Here is a 16,060-nt window from a genome sequence, read left to right as displayed (position 1 = left end):
TCACGCCCGGGTCAGGCCGGTCGAGATGCTGCGCACCAGGTTCCGGCCGAGCAGCAGGAAGAGAATGATCACCGGCAGCACGCCCAGGGTCGCGCCGGTCAGCATCAAGGCGTAGTCGGTGAAGTAGCCGCTGGCCAGCTGGGACAGGACCACCTGCACGGTCGGGGTCTGCGCCGGGTCCAGTACCACCAACGGCCAGAAGTAGTCGTTCCACGCGCCGAGGAAGGTCACCATCGCCAGGACGGTCGCTTGTGGACGGATCGCCGGAACCGCGACGTGCCAGAACGTGCGCAGGATCGACGCTCCGTCCACAGTAGCCGCGTCCACCAGGTCCTGGTCGATCGAGCCCTCACACGCCTGGCGCATCCAGAACACGCCGAACGCGCTCACCAGCGCCGGGACGATCACCGCCTCCAGCCGGCCGTACCAGCCGAAATCGCTCACCACCAGGTACAGCGGGACGACCCCGAGCTGTGCGGGCACCATCGCCGATCCGACGACGACGAGGAACAGCGTGTTGCGGCCGCGGAATCGCAGCCGGGCGAAGGAGAATCCGGCGAAGCTGGACAGGACCACATTGGACACCATCACCGTCGTCGCGACGATCAGCGAATTGCCGATCGCCAGCCAGAAATCGACGGTGGCGAAGACGCGCTGGATGTTGTCGAAGAGGTGGCCGCCGGGCAGCAGCAACGGCGAGGTCTCGCCGATGGCCGCGTTGTCCCGAGTGGACACTACGAACGACCAGTACAGCGGGAACAGCGACGAGGCGACCAACCCGACCAGCACCGCGTACACCCAGGCTCCGGCCCGGCCCCGGCGGATCACGGCGCACCCACGAAGCGGCGCACGAGCCGGTAGTTGACGATCGCGAACACCAGGCAGATCAGGAACATCACCCAGGACAGGGCCGCGGCGTATCCGGCGTCGAATTTGCCGAAGCCTTTTTCGTACAGATACATCGTGAGGGTCTGGAACTGCCGGTCGTTGCCGCCCGCACCGCTGTTGCCGGTGGCGTCGAACAGCTGCGGTTCGGCGAACAGCTGGAGTCCGTTGACCGTGCCGGCCACCGCGGTGAACGCGATCGTCGGCCGGATGCCGGGCACGGTGATCGACCAGAACGACCGCCAGCGCGAGGCGCCGTCGAGCGCGGCGGCCTCGTACAGGTCCTGCGGCACCGCTTGCATCGCGGCCAGGTAGATCAGCGCGTTGTAGCCGGTCCAGCGCCACATCACCATGCTCGCCACCGCGAGGTGCGACGACCATCGGTGCGCCTGCCAGGAAACCGGCGGCACCCCGAACCAGCCGAGCACCTCGTTGACCACGCCGTAGCCCGAGCTGTACAGCTGCGCGAACACCAGCCCGACGGCGACCACGGAAACCAGGTTCGGCAGCAGCAATCCGGACCGCCACCAGGTCGCCGCCCGCAGCGGCCGGTTCAGCAGCGCGGCGATGCCGAGCGCGAGGAAGAACTGCGGAATCGCGGCGAGCAGGAAAATGCTGACGGTGTTGAAAAGCGCGTTGTAGAACCGCGGATCGCCGAACAGCTCGACGTAGTTCGCGAGGCCGATCCCGCCGTCCGGTCCGGAAAGCAAATCCCACCGGTGCAGCGAAACCCACGACGTGTACAGCAGCGGAAACGCGCCGAACAGTCCAAACAGGACAAAGAACGGCAGGATGAGGACGTAGGGGGTGAGCTTCCGATCCACGACAGCTACTTGATCGCGTCGCGGCCCATCCGGACCGCGTCGGCCCACGCCTGCTCGACGTTCTCGCTGCCGTCCTCGATCCGGCCGAGCGCGCGGCCGAATTCGGGACGCACGTCCGCGTCGTGCAGCCCGCGGTAGTTCGGTCGCAGCCGGTCCGCCGACGCGGCGTAGATCTGGCCGACCGGAGCGTTCGAGAAATACGGATCGGTGTGCGCGATGACCTGCGGATCCTGATACACGCTCGGTTCGCTCGGCAGGATCCCGGCGGAAAGGAAAAGCTGTTTCTGCTGCGCGGGCGCGGTCAGCCACTGCGCGAGGTCGTAGGCTTCCTTCGGGTGCGCGCTCTGCTTCGGCACGGCAAGGAAGGAACCGCCCTGGTTGCCGCTGTTGCCCGGCACCGTCGTGACGTCCCATTTGCCGCTGCCCGCGTCGCCGCCGGCTTCCTTGATCTGCGCGAGCATCCATGCCGGGCACGCGATGGTCGCGAAGGTGCCCTGTTTGATCGCGACGTTCCAGGCCTGCGTATAGGTGGTCGCACCCGCTGTCTGACGGGCTTGCGCGAGGCCGCCGGACAGCTGGAAGGCGTTGCGCACGGCGGGATTCTTGTCGGCGATGTAGGAATCGTCCTTGGCGGAGAAGTAGTTCTCCGGCGACTGGTTGAGCATCGCGGTGTAGACAGTGCCAGCCGAATCGGCGAACTTCACCTTCGGCAGCTTTTCGGTGAAGCGGGCGGCGAGATTCGCGTAACCCTGCCAATCGGGCATCAGCTCGGCGACGGCCTCGCGGTCGGTCGGCAAGCCGGCCTGCTGGAACAGATCCCGGCGGTAGCACATCGCGAGGCTGCCCATGTCGGTGCCGAGCCCGAACACGTAATCGCCGGAAGTGCCCTGCGCCCACTTCCACGGCGCCCATTGCGATTTCAGCTTGTCCGCGCCGTAGTCGGCGAGGTTGACGAATTTGTCCTTGGCCCGAAGGTACTTCGGGAGGTACTGCTCCTCGACCGCGACGACGTCGGCCGCGCCGCGACCGGCCGCCAGCTGCGTGGCGAGGCTCTTGAAATGCGTGTCGAAATCGGTGACCCGGCTGCGGATCTCGATGTTCGGATGGTCCTTCTGGTACTGCTCGAACAACGGCGCGTAGCCGAATTCGCCGAACGTGGCCACGCTCAGCGTGATCTTCCCCGAGGACGCGGCGGAACCGCACGCGGCCGCCAGTGTCAGGAATGCGGCGGCGAGCGCGGCAACGGCCGGGCGCCGGGTCAGCTTTCGCACGTGGTGAGCATCCTTCAAATCACTCCGGCGCGCAGCGCGTAAGCGACGGCGTGCGGACGGTTTCGCAACTTGAGCCGGTTCGTCATTCCGTAGATCACGTTCTTCACGGTCCGCTCCGAGTAGCAGAGCTTGTTCGCGATTTCCGCGGTGTCCCAGCCCTCGGCCATCAGCCGCAGCACGTCGACCTCGCGCGGCGACAGGGTGGTGCGGTCTCCGTCGCGGCGCAGGGTCTCGGCCTGCTGCAGCAGATCCCGCATCGAGGTCTCGCGCCCGGAAGCGGCGGCCACGATGCTGCGCACCAGCTGGTCGCCTCCGATCGCGTCGCGCGGCAGCACCGCGGCGACGTGCCAGGCGGCCAGCTCGGCGAGGTCGTCGGCGTCCACGTAACCGGCGACGAACACGATGGCCGCGGGGGTCTCCGAGGCCGCCGCCCGCAGCGCCGCCTTCACCTCGCGGGTGACGCGGTTCGCGGCGAACACGAGCACCGCGGCTTCCCCGCGCTGCTGGCCCGGCATCACCCGCACCTCGCGGCGAGTGCGCAGATGGTCGATGAGGCCGGCGAGCGTGATCGGGTCCGAAGCCCATGCCGCAACCTTGACCTGATTCATCGCTGCCTCCCCGGTGCAGAGCCTGGTGCTTGTCGTGTGCCGGTCAGTGTGCCTACCGCGGCTTCACGAAATCTCTAGTCGGGACGCGCTCATTCTTCACAGCGTGAAGTTGGGCCCGCCGGTGGGGTTCGGTTACCGTCACGGAGACCTGTCCAGACCAGCAGAGGAAATGATGAAGGCGCACGCACGACCCCGCTGGAGCACCGCAGGAGCCGTGAGCGCGTTAACGCTCATATGTGCGCTTTCCGCGTGCTCCGGGGATCGTTCCGTTTCCGGAACAGCCACGTCCGCACCGCTCACTCCGCCGAGTGCGGGCAGCTCGCCGCAAGCCGCTCCACCTGCGTCGACTTCTCCGGCGCAGACTGTGCCGGGACGGGGGTCGTGCGCGTCGGCGGTGGCGGCGATGGATCCGCGGGCGCGCGTGGCGCAACTGGTGGTGCCGGGCGTCAACGCGGGCGATCCGGCGGGCGTCGCGAACCTCGTGCGGACGCAGCAGGTCGGCGGGATCTTCGTGGGGGACAAAAAGACCACGCTGTTGCAAAATGGCGCGCTCGACGACGTCCAGCGGGCCGCGAGAATCCCCGTCTCGGTCGCGGTCGACGAGGAGGGCGGCCGGGTGCAGCGCATCGACGACCTCGACGGCTCGCTCCCGAGCGCCCGGCAGCTGGCGGCCTCGAAGACGCCGGACGAGGTGCGCGCGATCGGCGAGCAGCGGGGGAAGCAGCTGCGAGCACGCGGGGTGACGGTCGACTACGCACCGGACGCGGACGTGAGCGACGAACCCGACGACGCGGTGATCGGCGACCGGTCGTACAGCCCGGATCCGGAAAAGGCGCGGCAGTACGCGATGGCCTTCGCCGAGGGCCTGCGCGCGGGCGGGGTGCAGCCGGTGCTCAAGCATTTCCCCGGCCATGGGCACGGATCCGGTGATTCGCACCGGGGCACCGTCGTCACGCCGCCGCTCGACCAGCTGCGCCGGGTGGATCTGGTGCCTTATCGCGACATCGCGGAGTACGGGCAGGTCGGGGTCATGGTCGGGCATCTCGAGGTGCCCGGGCTGACCGGGGACGAGCCGGCTTCGCTGGCCCCCGCGGCGTATCGGTTGCTGCGCAACGAGTTCCACTTCACCGGCCCGGTGATCACGGACGACCTGGGCGGGATGAAGGCGATCACGGACCGGTTCGCGCTGCCGGACGCGGTGCTGAAGGCTTTGCAGGCGGGGGCTGATCAGGCGTTGTTCTCCTCCGGGCACAACGACGTGGGGGCGGTGGTGGACCGGCTTCAGCGGGCGGTGGAGAGCGGGGAACTGCCGGCGGAGCGGGTGGCGGCTTCGGTGGAGCGGGTGTTGGCGGGGAAGGGGTTTTGCCGTCCTTGACCTGGGCTGGGTGCTCAGTCGGCGAGCTGCCACTCCTCCAGCCGCCACGCACGGTTCCGGACAAGGGCGAGCCGATCGACCGTGCCGGTGCCGTGCTGATACGGCCGGGGCAGGCCTTTCTGTCCCATGCGCGAAAGCAGCTGACGATAGATCTCGCCCAGCGAGAGATACTCCGACCCGTCCGGAACGCCCTCCTCCAGGAGAGCGAGCAGCTCGCCGGTGAACGCCGTGTACGGCGCGCCGGGGAACGCGACCGAACCGCTCGTGCGGCTGGAGGACGTAATCGTGTAGCCGCCCTCGATCTCGGTTTGGGCGTGGACGACGGAGCTGGGGCCGGTCATGGCGTCGATCGCGCGTCCGGAGAAGCAGCAGTCCAGCATCAACACCCTGCTCCGCGCCGGGCTGTCGGCCAGCAGCCGACGGAGGAGGCTGACGGGCAGTGCGCTCCACTCGGGATGGCGAACGGCGGTCGTTTCGACTGAAAGATAGAGCTCTCCCCGCGTGTCCACGAGCCCGTGGCCGCAGTAGTAGAGCAGCAAAAGGTCCGTCGCGCTGCTCGCGGGCTCGAGGATGGCGGCGCCGATCTCCGCGACGCTGGCGGGATTGCCGACCGCGGTGAGCCGATCAAGGCGCAACCCGACATCCGGGCCGATGAGCTTGGCGGCGAGTCCGGCCAGATTGTTCGCGGTTGCCGGAAGATCTCCGAGCTCGGGATCAGCGTGCCGTCCGGAACCGATCAGGATCACCTGCGAATGGTCTGGCTCGGGGCGAGCTCCCCACGGTATCCGGCCCGACCGCCGTCGTCCGGGTGCGGGCTCCGGCCGCGGAAACCCGGTAATCGGCGAGGGCGCCGGAGGCAGTCGCAGGCCCTTGTCGGCGGCAGGCTGCCGGTTTGTCTCGAGCAGTTCGTCGGTCCTCCGCCAGAGCTTGTCGAATTCGTCGAGGTCCCCACCGCAGAACAGAACGAAACGCTCGACATATTGCCAAGACGGAAACCTCTCGCCGTTCAGGAATGCCGACACCGTCGGGCGCGAACATCTGAGCTCTCGCGCCAGCGACTGCTGGGTCGGCTTGCGCGCGATCCGGTGCAGGTCCTGCAGTCGTAGCGCGAAAGCGTGCAAGGGGTTTGCTGGATCCAGCGTGGGACGGTTCCGGGGCACCACGCACCGCCTCCTCCGGGGTGCTCCGTTCCATGGTCGCACAGTGCCCGCGCGACCACGCCGGAATCGCGAGCGGCTGGAGGTCAGCCGTAGTCCGGGGTAGTTCGCCGTTGTCCGGCTAGGTCACGCGCTTGATCGGCGAGGCTCGGCTATGCCGGAATCCATTGCCGACCGTGTTTGCCGACGGTAGACCGGGCTGAACCTGACTGTCGAACTCGGAGCCGCGTCATGGAGTGGATCCAGCCTTGTTTGCCGTATGGCCTCGCCGGAGCCGTACTGTGGTTTGTCCACCGGCTGCTTGACCTGGCTGCGCTCGCGCTGGTTTTGCGGGGTTCGAAGCCAGCTGATCGTCCGGAGATCATCCGCGAGTTCGGCCGCTGGCAGTCAGCACCTCGTCCGCTCGCGGCGGGAAACGCGAGCTCTGAGCAGACCCCGCCTTCGATCCCTCGCTGACTCAGTCCTCCTGCGCGAGAACCCGGGCCAACACAGCGGCGGCACTCACCGTCTGCGGATGGTCCTCCCCCAACGCTCTCCGGCACCTCGGCACCAGGTCCTCCAGCACCGCGAGCGCCGAAGCCCGGTCGCCCAGCCGGAGGTGGATCTGGACCAGATTGCCGGTAGTCCGCAGCGTTCCCAGGGCATCCGGGCCCAGGACGCGGCGGCTTCGGGCCAGCACATCCTCCGTCTGGTCGCGGGCGCGTTCGTATTCGTTCAACCCCAGGTACGCCACGCACAGGTTGTTCGCGACGGTCAGCGTCAGCGGATCGTCCTCGCCCAGGACGCGGGTGGCGCGGGGCAGGAGGCCGGCGAGGAGGTCGCGGGCGGCCGCGTGGTCGGTGGTGCCGATCAGGCAACCGGCCAGGCGGTTGGCGGCGGCGAGGGTGTCCGGGTGGTCCTCGCCCAGCGCCTCGGTCCATTCCGCGTGCACGAGCCGTCCCAGTGCGGCGCCGGGGTGGGCTTGGCCGGAGACGAACAGGTATCGCAGCACTCGAATGAGCAGCGCGCGGTGTTCCGGCGGTTCGTGGCTGCGGAAGCCCGGTCCCGCGGCGGACATCCGGATGGCGACCGCGAGCCGGCGGTATTCGGGCCACGACTCCTTCAGATCGGGATCCAGGTCCACTGAGGCCGGGGCTTCCGCGAGTGGCGGCAGCACGGGATACGGCGGCGGCTGCTCCTGGTCCCAAAGCGAAGCGGGAGCACCGGACGCTTCGAGCAGGCTCGCCGGGCAGCCCCGTTCGTGGAAGAGATCGCATCCGGAGCTGAGCACCGAATGCGAGCGGCCGGAGTGGAGAACGGGCACCGGGTACGCGTGGAACGGCTCGCCGTGGTTGTCGATGACGGTGGTGCCCTGGCGGCCCGCGCAGGTCCAGTCCACTTCCAAGCGCCAGGCGACCTCGTGGGTGGTGGTGACCGGTTCGATTTCGAACTGCTCGACGTCGGTCGCGCTGACGGTGTACGGGAAGTCCGGGCCCTGCGCGACCAGGCGCGGCGACGGGGCGTCGAAGTCGGTCGTGAAGGGGCGCGGTTCCAGGAGCCCGCCGACCCGGACCAGCAGGCAGGCCGGGCGCGGCGGGGTGCGCGAGACGACCACGACCCGCGCCGACTGCAGGACGACGGCGCGGGTCGTGCGCGCTTCCACCGTGACGATGTGGACCGTTCCGCCGGGCACGGCGACCCGCGGCGGATCGGTGTCGAGGACCAGGTCGGCCAGGGTTCCGCCGGGGCGGAGGCGGACCGAGGCGATGAGCGGGTCGGCCAGGTCCGCCGGGCTGTCGCCCGATCGGCCGACGTTGATGTCGCCGTGCACCGATCCGGCCATCACGACCTTGTCGAACCGGCCCCCGGTGATGCGGTTGGCCGAGGACTCTTCCGCGTCCGTCATCCGGGCGAGCCTAGTCGTTGGCTCAAGGAACGAAAGGGGTTTCCGGGGCCCACCGGATGTTCGCTGGAGACTTCCGGGGGGAGGGTACGTCTGGCCCAGCACCGGCTCCCTCCGGTAAGCCTTCGGTTCTTCACCGCGCGCCGGAGCCGGAGTGCCGCGGACTCAGCTGGCCTGCTCCGCCGGTTCCCGTTTCTTGGCCAGCATCCGGCGGAACCCCTCGGCCACCACCTTCGCGGTGTCCTTGCCGCGGTCGGCGGTGATCCGCTCGGCGATTTCGGCGGATTCGGCGGCGACCGCCTCGCTGCGGGCGAACATCCGTTCCTCGTGCAGCGCCAGCGCGGTCTCGACGTCGTCCGGATGCGCCGCCAGCAGTTCGGCGAGATCGGAGCCGTCGAGCATGGCCAGGTTCGCGCCCTCGCCGTTCGGGCCCTGCACGTGTGCCGCGTCGCCGATCAGCGTCACCCCCGGGATCCGCTCCCACCGGGGCAGGTGCGGCAGCCGGTAGTGCCTGCGCAGGATCGGCGCGGTGTCGCCGCCGGAGATCAGCTCGCGGATTTCCGGGGCCCAGCCGTCGAATTCGGCCGCGACCCGGTCCAGGGCGGCCCGGGAGTCGAGGCGCTCGAGCGCGTCGAACCATTCCGGCGGCTTGTTCAGCATCGCGTAGGTGTGCAGGGCGTCGCGTTCGCGGTGCACCATGATCCGCTGGCCGGGCGCGGGCGCGCCCATGCCGCCGCCGCCCACGATCTTCGCGGCCGCCGGATGCCGGGTGTCGGCGTCGTAGAGATACGTCTCGACGAACGTGAAGCCCGTGTACTCCGGCACCACGTCGGACAGCAGCCGCCGCACCCGCGACCACGTGCCGTCCGCTCCGACCAGCAGCTTCGCCACGACCGAACCGCCGTCGGCGAAGGAAACCTCGTGCCCGCCGGCGACCGTGCGGACGCCGACGGCCTTCCGGCCCCAGTGGACGGTGCCGTCCGGGAGCGAGTCGAGCAGCATCTGCCGCAGTTCGCCGCGCAGGAGTTCGGGACGGCCGCCGGTGCCGTCGTCGGGATGGTCCAGCAGGACGGTGCCGTCGGGATCGAGGATCCGCATCTGCTGGCGGCCCTCGAGGATCAGGCCGCGAAACTCGTCCATCAAGCCCGCCGCTTCGACGGCGATCTGCCCGTTGTAGTCGTGGATGTCGAGCAGCCCGCCCTGGGACCGCGCCATCGGCGACGGCTCGGCCTCGTAGACCGTGGCCGGAATCCCGTGCCGGTACAGGACCCGGGCCAGGGTCAGCCCGCCGAGGCCGGCGCCGATGATGGTGACTGGAGTCTGCATTGTTCTCCCCTGTGCGTTGATGACTTCCGAAGGTTCGCCTCCGGCGCTGGCATCGGGCGCACACGGCGCTGGCAGTCCGCTGCCAGGCGCTGACAGCGCGTCAGAGTCTGGGATCCGAGACAGAATCGCCCGGCGGCTACTTGGCCGCCGGGCCCGCGCTGACGTTGAGTTCGTCCAGCGCATTCACCGAAGAACCGCGGGAGGGGCACGTGGCGGCCACACTGGAGCGACGCTCGATCGACCCGGTGCCGGAGTCCGAGCGGCACGGGCACCCGCGCAGCCTGTTCACCCTGTGGTTCGCCGCGAACACGCAGATCACCTCGGCGGTCACCGGCGCGCTGACCGTGCTGGTCGGCGTGCATCCGCTGTGGGCGATCGTCGCGGTCGTGGCGGGCAACGCGCTCGGCGGCGTCCCGATGGCGCTGCACGCCGCGCAGGGGCCGAAGCTCGGCATCCCGCAGATGATCCAGTCGCGGGCGCAGTTCGGCGTGTACGGCGCGGCGCTGCCGCTGGTGCTGGTCGTGGTGATGTATCTGGGCTACTTCGCGAGCGGTTCGCTGCTCGGCGGCCAGGCGGTCGCGCAGATCACGCACCTGCCGACGGACGCCGCGATCGCGGTCTACGCACTCGCCTCGGCGCTGATCGCGATCGTCGGGTACCGGCTGATCCACCGGTTCGGCTGGATTGCGTCCGCGTTGTCCGTGGTCGTCTTCCTGTACCTGACGATCCGGCTGATCAGCGGGCACGACCTCGGTGCGGTGCTCGCCGCACCGCACCTGGACTTCCCGAAGTTCCTCCTCGCGGTGTCCCTGACCGCGTCGTGGCAGCTCACCTTTGGCCCGTACGTCGCCGACACCTCGCGCTACCTGCCGTCGGCGACGTCGGTGCGCGCGACGTTCTGGTGGACGTACGGCGGCACGGTGCTCGGCGCGGTGTGGGCGATGTCGTTCGGCGCGTTGGCGTACGCCATTGCCGGGAAGGCGTTTAAGGGCCACGAAGTCGCGTACGTCGTCGGCCTTGGCGGCGAAGCGCTGTTGATCCCGCTGTTGCTGGCCATCGCGCTCGGCAAGTTCACCGTGAACGTGCTGAACATCTACGGCGGCTACATGACCGTCGCGACCGCGCTGACCGGTTTCGGTCGCCGCGCCGCGCTCTCCCAGGCCACGAGGATCGGCTACATCGCGGGGGTCGGCGTGGTCGGCGCGGTGATCGCCATCCTCGGCCGCGGCCAGTTCCTGTCGAACTTCGTGCTGTTTCTCGATTTCCTGCTGTACTTCCTCACGCCGTGGAGTTCGATCAACCTGGTCGATTTCTACCTGCTGCGCAAGGAAAAGTACGACCTCGAAGCGCTCTACGACCCGAACGGCCGCTACGGTCGCTGGGCCTGGCCCGCGCTGGCCGCGTACGTGCTCGGGATCGCGGTGCAGATCCCGTTCGCCAATGTGGAGGGCATTTTCGTCGGCCCGATCGCGCCGTTGCTCGGAGGTGCGGATGTCTCGTGGCTGCTCGGCCTGATCGTGCCCGGCGCGCTGTACGTGGCGTTCACCCGCCGGTCGGTCGCACTTCGAGTGTGACGGTTCGGGCCGGGTTCTCACCCTGGTCCGCAGTGGCGACGGCGAACGCGGTCAACGGCAATCCGCTCGCTCCGGCCAGCACCCGGGCCGCGGAAGCCGCACGGGCTAAGGAGACCGTTGAACCGCCGCTTGCCGGGCCGCCGGGGACCGGCATGCCGTGACCGAGCACGGTGACGCGGATGGACTGTCCTTTGAGGACTAGAGCCCAGGTAGTCAACATCGCTCGCCCGGACTCGTTCGGAGCGGTCGCGTTAGGACTGAACAGGCTGCCGTCGAAGCTGACCGTGACCGCGTCGGTGCCGACCTTGGTGGACACCCCTGGTGCCGCCAACGTTTTCGCTAGCTGCTTCAGCTTTTCCTGTCGCTCCTTGGCCGCGGCGGCATCGCGGGATTGCTCGCTGTGCAGGCGGCCCAGTTCGGCGCGGAGACCGTCGTCCGGCTTGGCCATCGTGCCGACCGGAGGGGCCTGTCGAGTGGTCAGCACTATCCCGCCCGCGATCGCGCCGCCGATCGCCGCCACTGCCCCGGCGGTCAACAGGTGTCGGCGGATCGGTCGTCGGCGCAACCGTCCGGAGTGGACTTTCGCGATGACCCGGCGGCCCGCTTTCGCGGCGGAATTTCCTGGTTGCAAAGCCAATACCGCCGCCCACGCCGCGTCTGCCGCGGCGAGGTCGCCGGACTGTGCGTGCACACGGGCCAGCAGGTCGAGCCGTGCCGGGTCGCCTGCCGAATCTGGTTCCAGGAGTGCGACGGCCGCCTCGTACTCGCCGCGCCGGGCGAGGTCGGCACCCTCCGCCAGGACGAGTTCCCGTTCCAGCGCTGGCGAAAGTCCGTTCATTATCGCTCCCCGCGAAGAATGCCGCCGCCCGGTTGGCCGCGCCGGTCGCCCGGAAGCAGGCGGCGCAATCGGCGGTTGACGTCCGGCAGCGCGGCCCAGTTCGACATCGCGACCACGTGCTCGCCCTCCCGGATCAGCTCCCGCGCGCGGGCCGGGTCGGACATCGCGTCGCGCGAAGCCCGAAGCGCGTTGAACACCTCCAGGTCGAGCGAACCGTCCCGGCGCAGCAGCAACACCTGCAGGTCCAGCGCTCGCTCGGACAGCCGTTCGCCCGCCTCTACATCGTGCGATTCGGCGATGACCGCGTACCGGCGTTCGATCTCGGCCAGTTCGCTCCGGTCCTCGTCCGCGCCGACCCGGCCGACCAGCTCGCGGCAGTGGTCGATCTGGTCCCGCAGCCGTTCCAGCACCGCGGGAACGCGCAGCTCCGCCTCGATGTCGTCGAGGTCCGCCTGCACGTCGCGCATCCGCCGCTCCGCCGCGACCGCGGCCCCCTCGTCGGTGCTGCCGGACCGCACTTCGGCGCGGACTGCCGCGACGCTCCCCTGTTCGTCCAGCCGGTTCAGCAGCCCGCGCGCCCGGTCCGACCGCGTTCCCTCGACCTGCGTCCGCACCTGTTCGTGCCGCGCTTCCAGCTCGTTCAGCAGCCGCCGCAGGGTCTGCGGGTCCGGCACTTGCTGCTGCTTGAGGTCGATGGTCGCCTCGAACTCGTTGTCCAGCAACGGAACCTCGGCGACCACGGACACCTGCCGCGAATCGTCCATTTCGAAAGTCATCACGACCTCGCTTCCGCGCGGCAGGTCGAACCGCACGTCCTTGGCCCGGATTTCGATGACGCCCACCTGCTGATTCCGTTCGCCGCGGCGACGTTCGCCCTCCGCGACCGGGATCCGGATCACCGAGGACGTGTTGCCGCGCACCAGGGTCGCCGTAGTGAAGAACGTTTGCCGTTTCGCCGCGGGCAACGGCGAGTTCTTCATCAGCATGGGAGTGAAGGACCCGTCGGCTTCGGTGAGGCCGACCGTGTTGACCACGGTCTGACCCATCATTTCGTTGAGCTGGTGGGTGATCGTGAGCGAGTCCGGCCGCACCGGAACCCGCGCGCCGGCCGGATCGAGCAATTCGATTTCGAAGCGGTTCGTGCTCAGTTCGTCGAGCACCGCGTCGACGGTGAAAGTGCCGTCGACGGAAAGGGAAACCTCGGACGTCCGGTAAACCGGCCTGCGCTGCGGTGCGCTGAGCGCGATGCGGAACCTTGCCCACTCTGTCGAACCGTCCGTCGAACAACGGCCCGACACCGGCACACTGGGCAGACTGGTGGTGGCCGGACAGGACAGTTCCAGCGAGTACTCCCCGCGTTTCGCCGGGCGTACGGTTCGCGGCCGGGCCACGGTTCCGGCGTAGGCGGCCGCACCGCGCGCCACCACGGTGCTCGGGTCCTGGCTGTGGTCGAGCGGAATGCCGAGCCCGATCGACGGGTCGGCCAGCAGTTCACGCAACCCCGGTGCGAGCGTCGGGCCGCCGACGAGCAGCAGCCGGTCGATGTCCGCCGGGCGCAGATTCGCCGATTCCAGCGCGGTCCGGCACAACTGCACCGCGCGAAGGTAAAATGGGCGCGCCAGCCGGTCGACCTCCTCGCGGCGCAGGATGTACTCGAACATCTCCTCCTGCCCGTCGCCGCGGTCGAGGTCCAGCAGCACCTGAGTCCGTTCCGCCTGGGAGAGCTGGATTTTCGCGGTCTCGGCGGCGCCGCGCAGCCGCGCGAAGTTCCTTCGCCACCGGGGATTTTCCTGGCGGAACTCGGCGAGCCCGAGTTGCCGCGCGGCTTCCGGCGCGAGCACCTGGTCCAGCACCGCCTGGTCGATGTTGCGGCCGCCGAGGTGCGTGTCGCCGGCGTGATGCAGCACGCTCAACTCCCCCTCGATGGTGCTGACCACCGCGGAGTCGAACGTCCCGCCGCCGAGGTCGAACACCATCCAGTGCGCGCCTTTGCTTTCGTTCTGGAATCCGAACGCGAACGCAGCCGCGGTCGGTTCCTGCAGCAGCGGGCAATTCCCGGTGAAGCCAGCCAGTTTCGCGGCTTCCTGCGTCGCCTCGGTCTGATTGAGCAGAAACGCCGCGGGCACCGTGATCACCGCCGAGTCCGGCATTTCGCCCGGGACGGAACCACGCAACGTCCGCAGCACTTCCGCGGACAGTTCCACCGGCGTCATGCTGACCCCGGCCTTCGGGAATTCCCGCCGCGCGTCCGGCAATCCCATGGACTGCTTGAATTCGATCTGCACGCTGTCCGGGTCGTCCTCGAGCCGGCGCCGCGCTCCCGCTCCGACCTCGATCACCCCGCGGTTGCGGATCCAGACCGCGGACGGCGTGTAATCCATCAGCGCGTTGTTCTTGAGCACCGACACCGCGCCGTTTTCGAGCACCGCGATCGCGCTGTTCGTGGTGCCGAGGTCGATCCCGAAATCGATCGTGTCACGCATCCGTCTCCCCGTTCTCCCGGGCGGCCGGGCGCCCGACGATGACCTGTCCCATCTGGATCCGGCGGCCGGTCAGGTAAATCGACGGCCGCACGGTCTCCACCACCCGCTCGACGTCCAGGTCCGGTTCGTCCTGGAACAGCAGCACCTCGAGCGCCATCCCGGAACCGAACGGGATCCGGTCGTGGTCCTGCACCAGCACTCCCGCCGCGTCAAGCGCGTCCTGGCTCGCGCTGAGGAACCGGCCCGCCTGCCGCGCCGCCCGGTCCTGCGCCCCGGCGAGCTTGCGCCGCGCCCGCCACAACGCCGTCGCGGCCTCGGCCAAGTCCGATTCGGACAGTGGCGAGGCAGTGTCCGTTGTGGCCAATACAGAGGAGAGCAGTTCTCTCAGCCGGACGCGTTCCTCCTCCCGCAGGCCAGGTTCGGCGATTCGGAATTCCTTGTGCTGTCTGCGTTGCCGTGCTTCTTCGCCTCGCCGGTCCCGCATCACAAGCCCCTCTGCACCCGAACGAACGGGGCGACGTACAGCAGCACTGCCGCCACGGCGATGACCAGCCAATACGGCAGCTCAACCGGAGTGAGCGCCAGATAAATCCCCGCGTCCAGGCCCAGCAGCGCCGGATACCGTCCGGGTGTGGTCCACGGGCGGGCCGCGACCAGGCAGTTCGTCAGCGCGCCCGGAACCGTGCCGAGAAACATGATCGCCGGGAACGCGTCCTCTGGAAGCTTCAAAGCCAGGAACACCGTCGCCGCCACCGCGTGCAGCAACGCGCCGAACACCCGCGCCGCCGACGGCTCTGGAGCCGGGCTCAGCACCTCCACTGTGGCAGCGATCTCGTTGCGGGCCACGGCTTCCAAGGTCTCCGGATCACGGCTGCACCGCCGGGCGACCGCGAACACGTCCCGGATCAGCTCCGCCGACGCGCCCCGCACCTCCGCCAGCGCAACCCCGATGTTGTTCGCCACCACGGCAATCGACTCCGAAAGCGACGCTGTCCGCCGGAATTCCTCCCGCGGAACCACTTCTTCGAGCCGGTCGAACAGCGGCTCGGCCTCTTCGATCGCCCGCTTCGCGGCAGCCTGCACCCGGTTTCCGTCCAGGTCGCCCCGAAGGTCTTTGAGCAGCGCCTCGACCCGCCGGTACGTCCTGTCGGCAATCGCCGCCCGCGCGTCGGAGACCGTGTGCCGATCAGCCCCGAACAACGCCAGATATCCGGTGAACCGCCGCGGCTCAGCCGACCTCGCGGCTACTTCGATCAACGGCGCGAGCAACGCGTCCGGCAACGCGGCGCGCAGACCATCCACAGTGGATTCGTCAAGCCGCCGGTCGCCGAGCTTCTCGACGCGGTGGTTGAGGTGCCGCCAAAACGATTCACTGCGCAGGACTACAGACCAGCAACGAGCGGCTTCGGTCCACAATGGAGTGGGGTGATCTTCGGTGCGGGCGGCTTCCGCGTCAAGGGCCGCCGCGTAAGCCGCGACCGCGTTGTCGTGCTTGCGATGCAACTGAAGCGGACATCCGCAGCCGGCGGGCCTGCCCCAGATCCAGAACACCTCGTCGACGAGCCGGTGCTCGGTGTTGCCGAGCGCGTCGAAGGCCGCCCGCACCTCGTCGACGGTCGCGTCCGCGGCCACTCCGTCCGGTGTCGCGCCGCCGACTTCGAGCACCCCCAGGACTCGAAGTCGCCGCTCCCGCACCTCCCGCCGCGTCGCGACCGCGGTGAGCCCGACGATCCGGAACGGGTTGCGCCGGTACAGCTCGGGCGTCGAGACCTCCCGCACCCGCGCCGCGGCGGCCCGGCCCCGCCCCTCGTTCGCTCCCATGCCGGGGAAGGTAGGA

Annotated in this window: 13 protein-coding genes; 2 read left to right on the top strand and 11 right to left on the bottom strand. The window is 69.1% G+C overall.

Annotated features, from left to right (window positions below):
- The 4 genes from F9C12_RS29955 to F9C12_RS29940 are packed head-to-tail and all read right to left on the bottom strand — an operon-like array spanning position 1 to position 3,588.
- Positions 1–828, bottom strand: a complete 828-nt coding sequence (locus F9C12_RS29955) for a carbohydrate ABC transporter permease (RefSeq protein ID WP_409185095.1) — start codon at positions 826–828, stop codon at positions 1–3.
- Positions 825–1,709: a carbohydrate ABC transporter permease gene (locus tag F9C12_RS29950; RefSeq protein WP_409462594.1), complete on the bottom strand. Its 885-nt coding sequence runs from the start codon at positions 1,707–1,709 to the stop codon at positions 825–827. Before F9C12_RS29950 ends, F9C12_RS29955 begins: the two co-directional genes overlap by 4 nt.
- Before the next feature lie 5 nt (positions 1,710–1,714).
- The gene (locus F9C12_RS29945) at positions 1,715–2,980 is read right to left on the bottom strand and encodes an ABC transporter substrate-binding protein (protein WP_409462593.1); all 1,266 of its coding nucleotides are present in this window, start codon (positions 2,978–2,980) and stop codon (positions 1,715–1,717) included.
- Positions 2,981–2,994: 14 nt separating this feature from the next.
- On the bottom strand, positions 2,995–3,588 hold the full coding sequence (locus tag F9C12_RS29940; RefSeq protein WP_409185092.1) for a response regulator transcription factor: 594 nt from the start codon (positions 3,586–3,588) through the stop codon (positions 2,995–2,997).
- Positions 3,589–3,991: 403 nt separating this feature from the next.
- Here F9C12_RS29940 and F9C12_RS29935 point away from each other — a divergent pair, with 403 nt between their 5' ends.
- Positions 3,992–4,963 carry a glycoside hydrolase family 3 N-terminal domain-containing protein gene (locus F9C12_RS29935; protein ID WP_409462592.1) on the top strand — a complete coding sequence of 324 codons (972 nt, stop codon included), beginning with the start codon at positions 3,992–3,994 and terminating at the stop codon, positions 4,961–4,963.
- A gap of 14 nt (positions 4,964–4,977) precedes the next feature.
- On the opposite strand, the gene F9C12_RS29930 is transcribed toward F9C12_RS29935, so the two are convergent.
- The 3 genes from F9C12_RS29930 to F9C12_RS29920 all read right to left on the bottom strand — a co-directional run bounded on the left by F9C12_RS29930 (position 4,978) and on the right by F9C12_RS29920 (position 9,328).
- Entirely contained in the window at positions 4,978–6,126 is a 1,149-nt protein-coding gene (locus F9C12_RS29930; RefSeq protein ID WP_409462591.1) for a caspase, EACC1-associated type, read from the bottom strand.
- 451 nt (positions 6,127–6,577) lie between these two features.
- Complete coding sequence (locus F9C12_RS29925) at positions 6,578–8,005, bottom strand: tetratricopeptide repeat protein (protein ID WP_409462590.1); 1,428 nt, start codon at positions 8,003–8,005, stop codon at positions 6,578–6,580.
- Positions 8,006–8,167: 162 nt separating this feature from the next.
- Positions 8,168–9,328: an FAD-dependent oxidoreductase gene (locus F9C12_RS29920; RefSeq protein ID WP_409462589.1), complete on the bottom strand. Its 1,161-nt coding sequence runs from the start codon at positions 9,326–9,328 to the stop codon at positions 8,168–8,170.
- Positions 9,329–9,537: 209 nt separating this feature from the next.
- Between F9C12_RS29920 and F9C12_RS29915 the strand changes: the two genes are divergently transcribed.
- A complete protein-coding gene (locus F9C12_RS29915; RefSeq protein WP_409462588.1) occupies positions 9,538–10,902 on the top strand; it encodes a purine-cytosine permease family protein in 1,365 nt (454 codons plus the stop codon).
- Here F9C12_RS29915 and F9C12_RS29910 read toward each other — a convergent pair.
- The 4 genes from F9C12_RS29910 to F9C12_RS29895 are packed head-to-tail and all read right to left on the bottom strand — an operon-like array spanning position 10,871 to position 16,044.
- The gene (locus F9C12_RS29910; RefSeq protein WP_409462587.1) at positions 10,871–11,740 is read right to left on the bottom strand and encodes a hypothetical protein; all 870 of its coding nucleotides are present in this window, start codon (positions 11,738–11,740) and stop codon (positions 10,871–10,873) included. The two genes, F9C12_RS29915 and F9C12_RS29910, sit on opposite strands and share 32 nt — an antisense overlap.
- Positions 11,740–14,223, bottom strand: coding sequence for an Hsp70 family protein (locus F9C12_RS29905; protein WP_409462586.1), 2,484 nt, complete (start codon positions 14,221–14,223; stop codon positions 11,740–11,742). The genes F9C12_RS29910 and F9C12_RS29905 overlap by 1 nt, the downstream gene beginning before the upstream one ends.
- Positions 14,216–14,707 carry a hypothetical protein gene (locus F9C12_RS29900; RefSeq protein ID WP_409462585.1) on the bottom strand — a complete coding sequence of 164 codons (492 nt, stop codon included), beginning with the start codon at positions 14,705–14,707 and terminating at the stop codon, positions 14,216–14,218. Before F9C12_RS29900 ends, F9C12_RS29905 begins: the two co-directional genes overlap by 8 nt.
- On the bottom strand, positions 14,707–16,044 hold the full coding sequence (locus F9C12_RS29895; RefSeq protein WP_409462584.1) for a hypothetical protein: 1,338 nt from the start codon (positions 16,042–16,044) through the stop codon (positions 14,707–14,709). Before F9C12_RS29895 ends, F9C12_RS29900 begins: the two co-directional genes overlap by 1 nt.
- Positions 16,045–16,060 lie beyond the last annotated feature (16 nt).

It is taken from the genome of Amycolatopsis sp. GA6-003 (genome assembly GCF_046267895.1).
Classification (GTDB): domain Bacteria; phylum Actinomycetota; class Actinomycetes; order Mycobacteriales; family Pseudonocardiaceae; genus Amycolatopsis.
The sequence above is the reverse complement of the archived record's forward strand: the minus strand, read 5'-3'. Positions and strand labels throughout refer to the sequence as shown.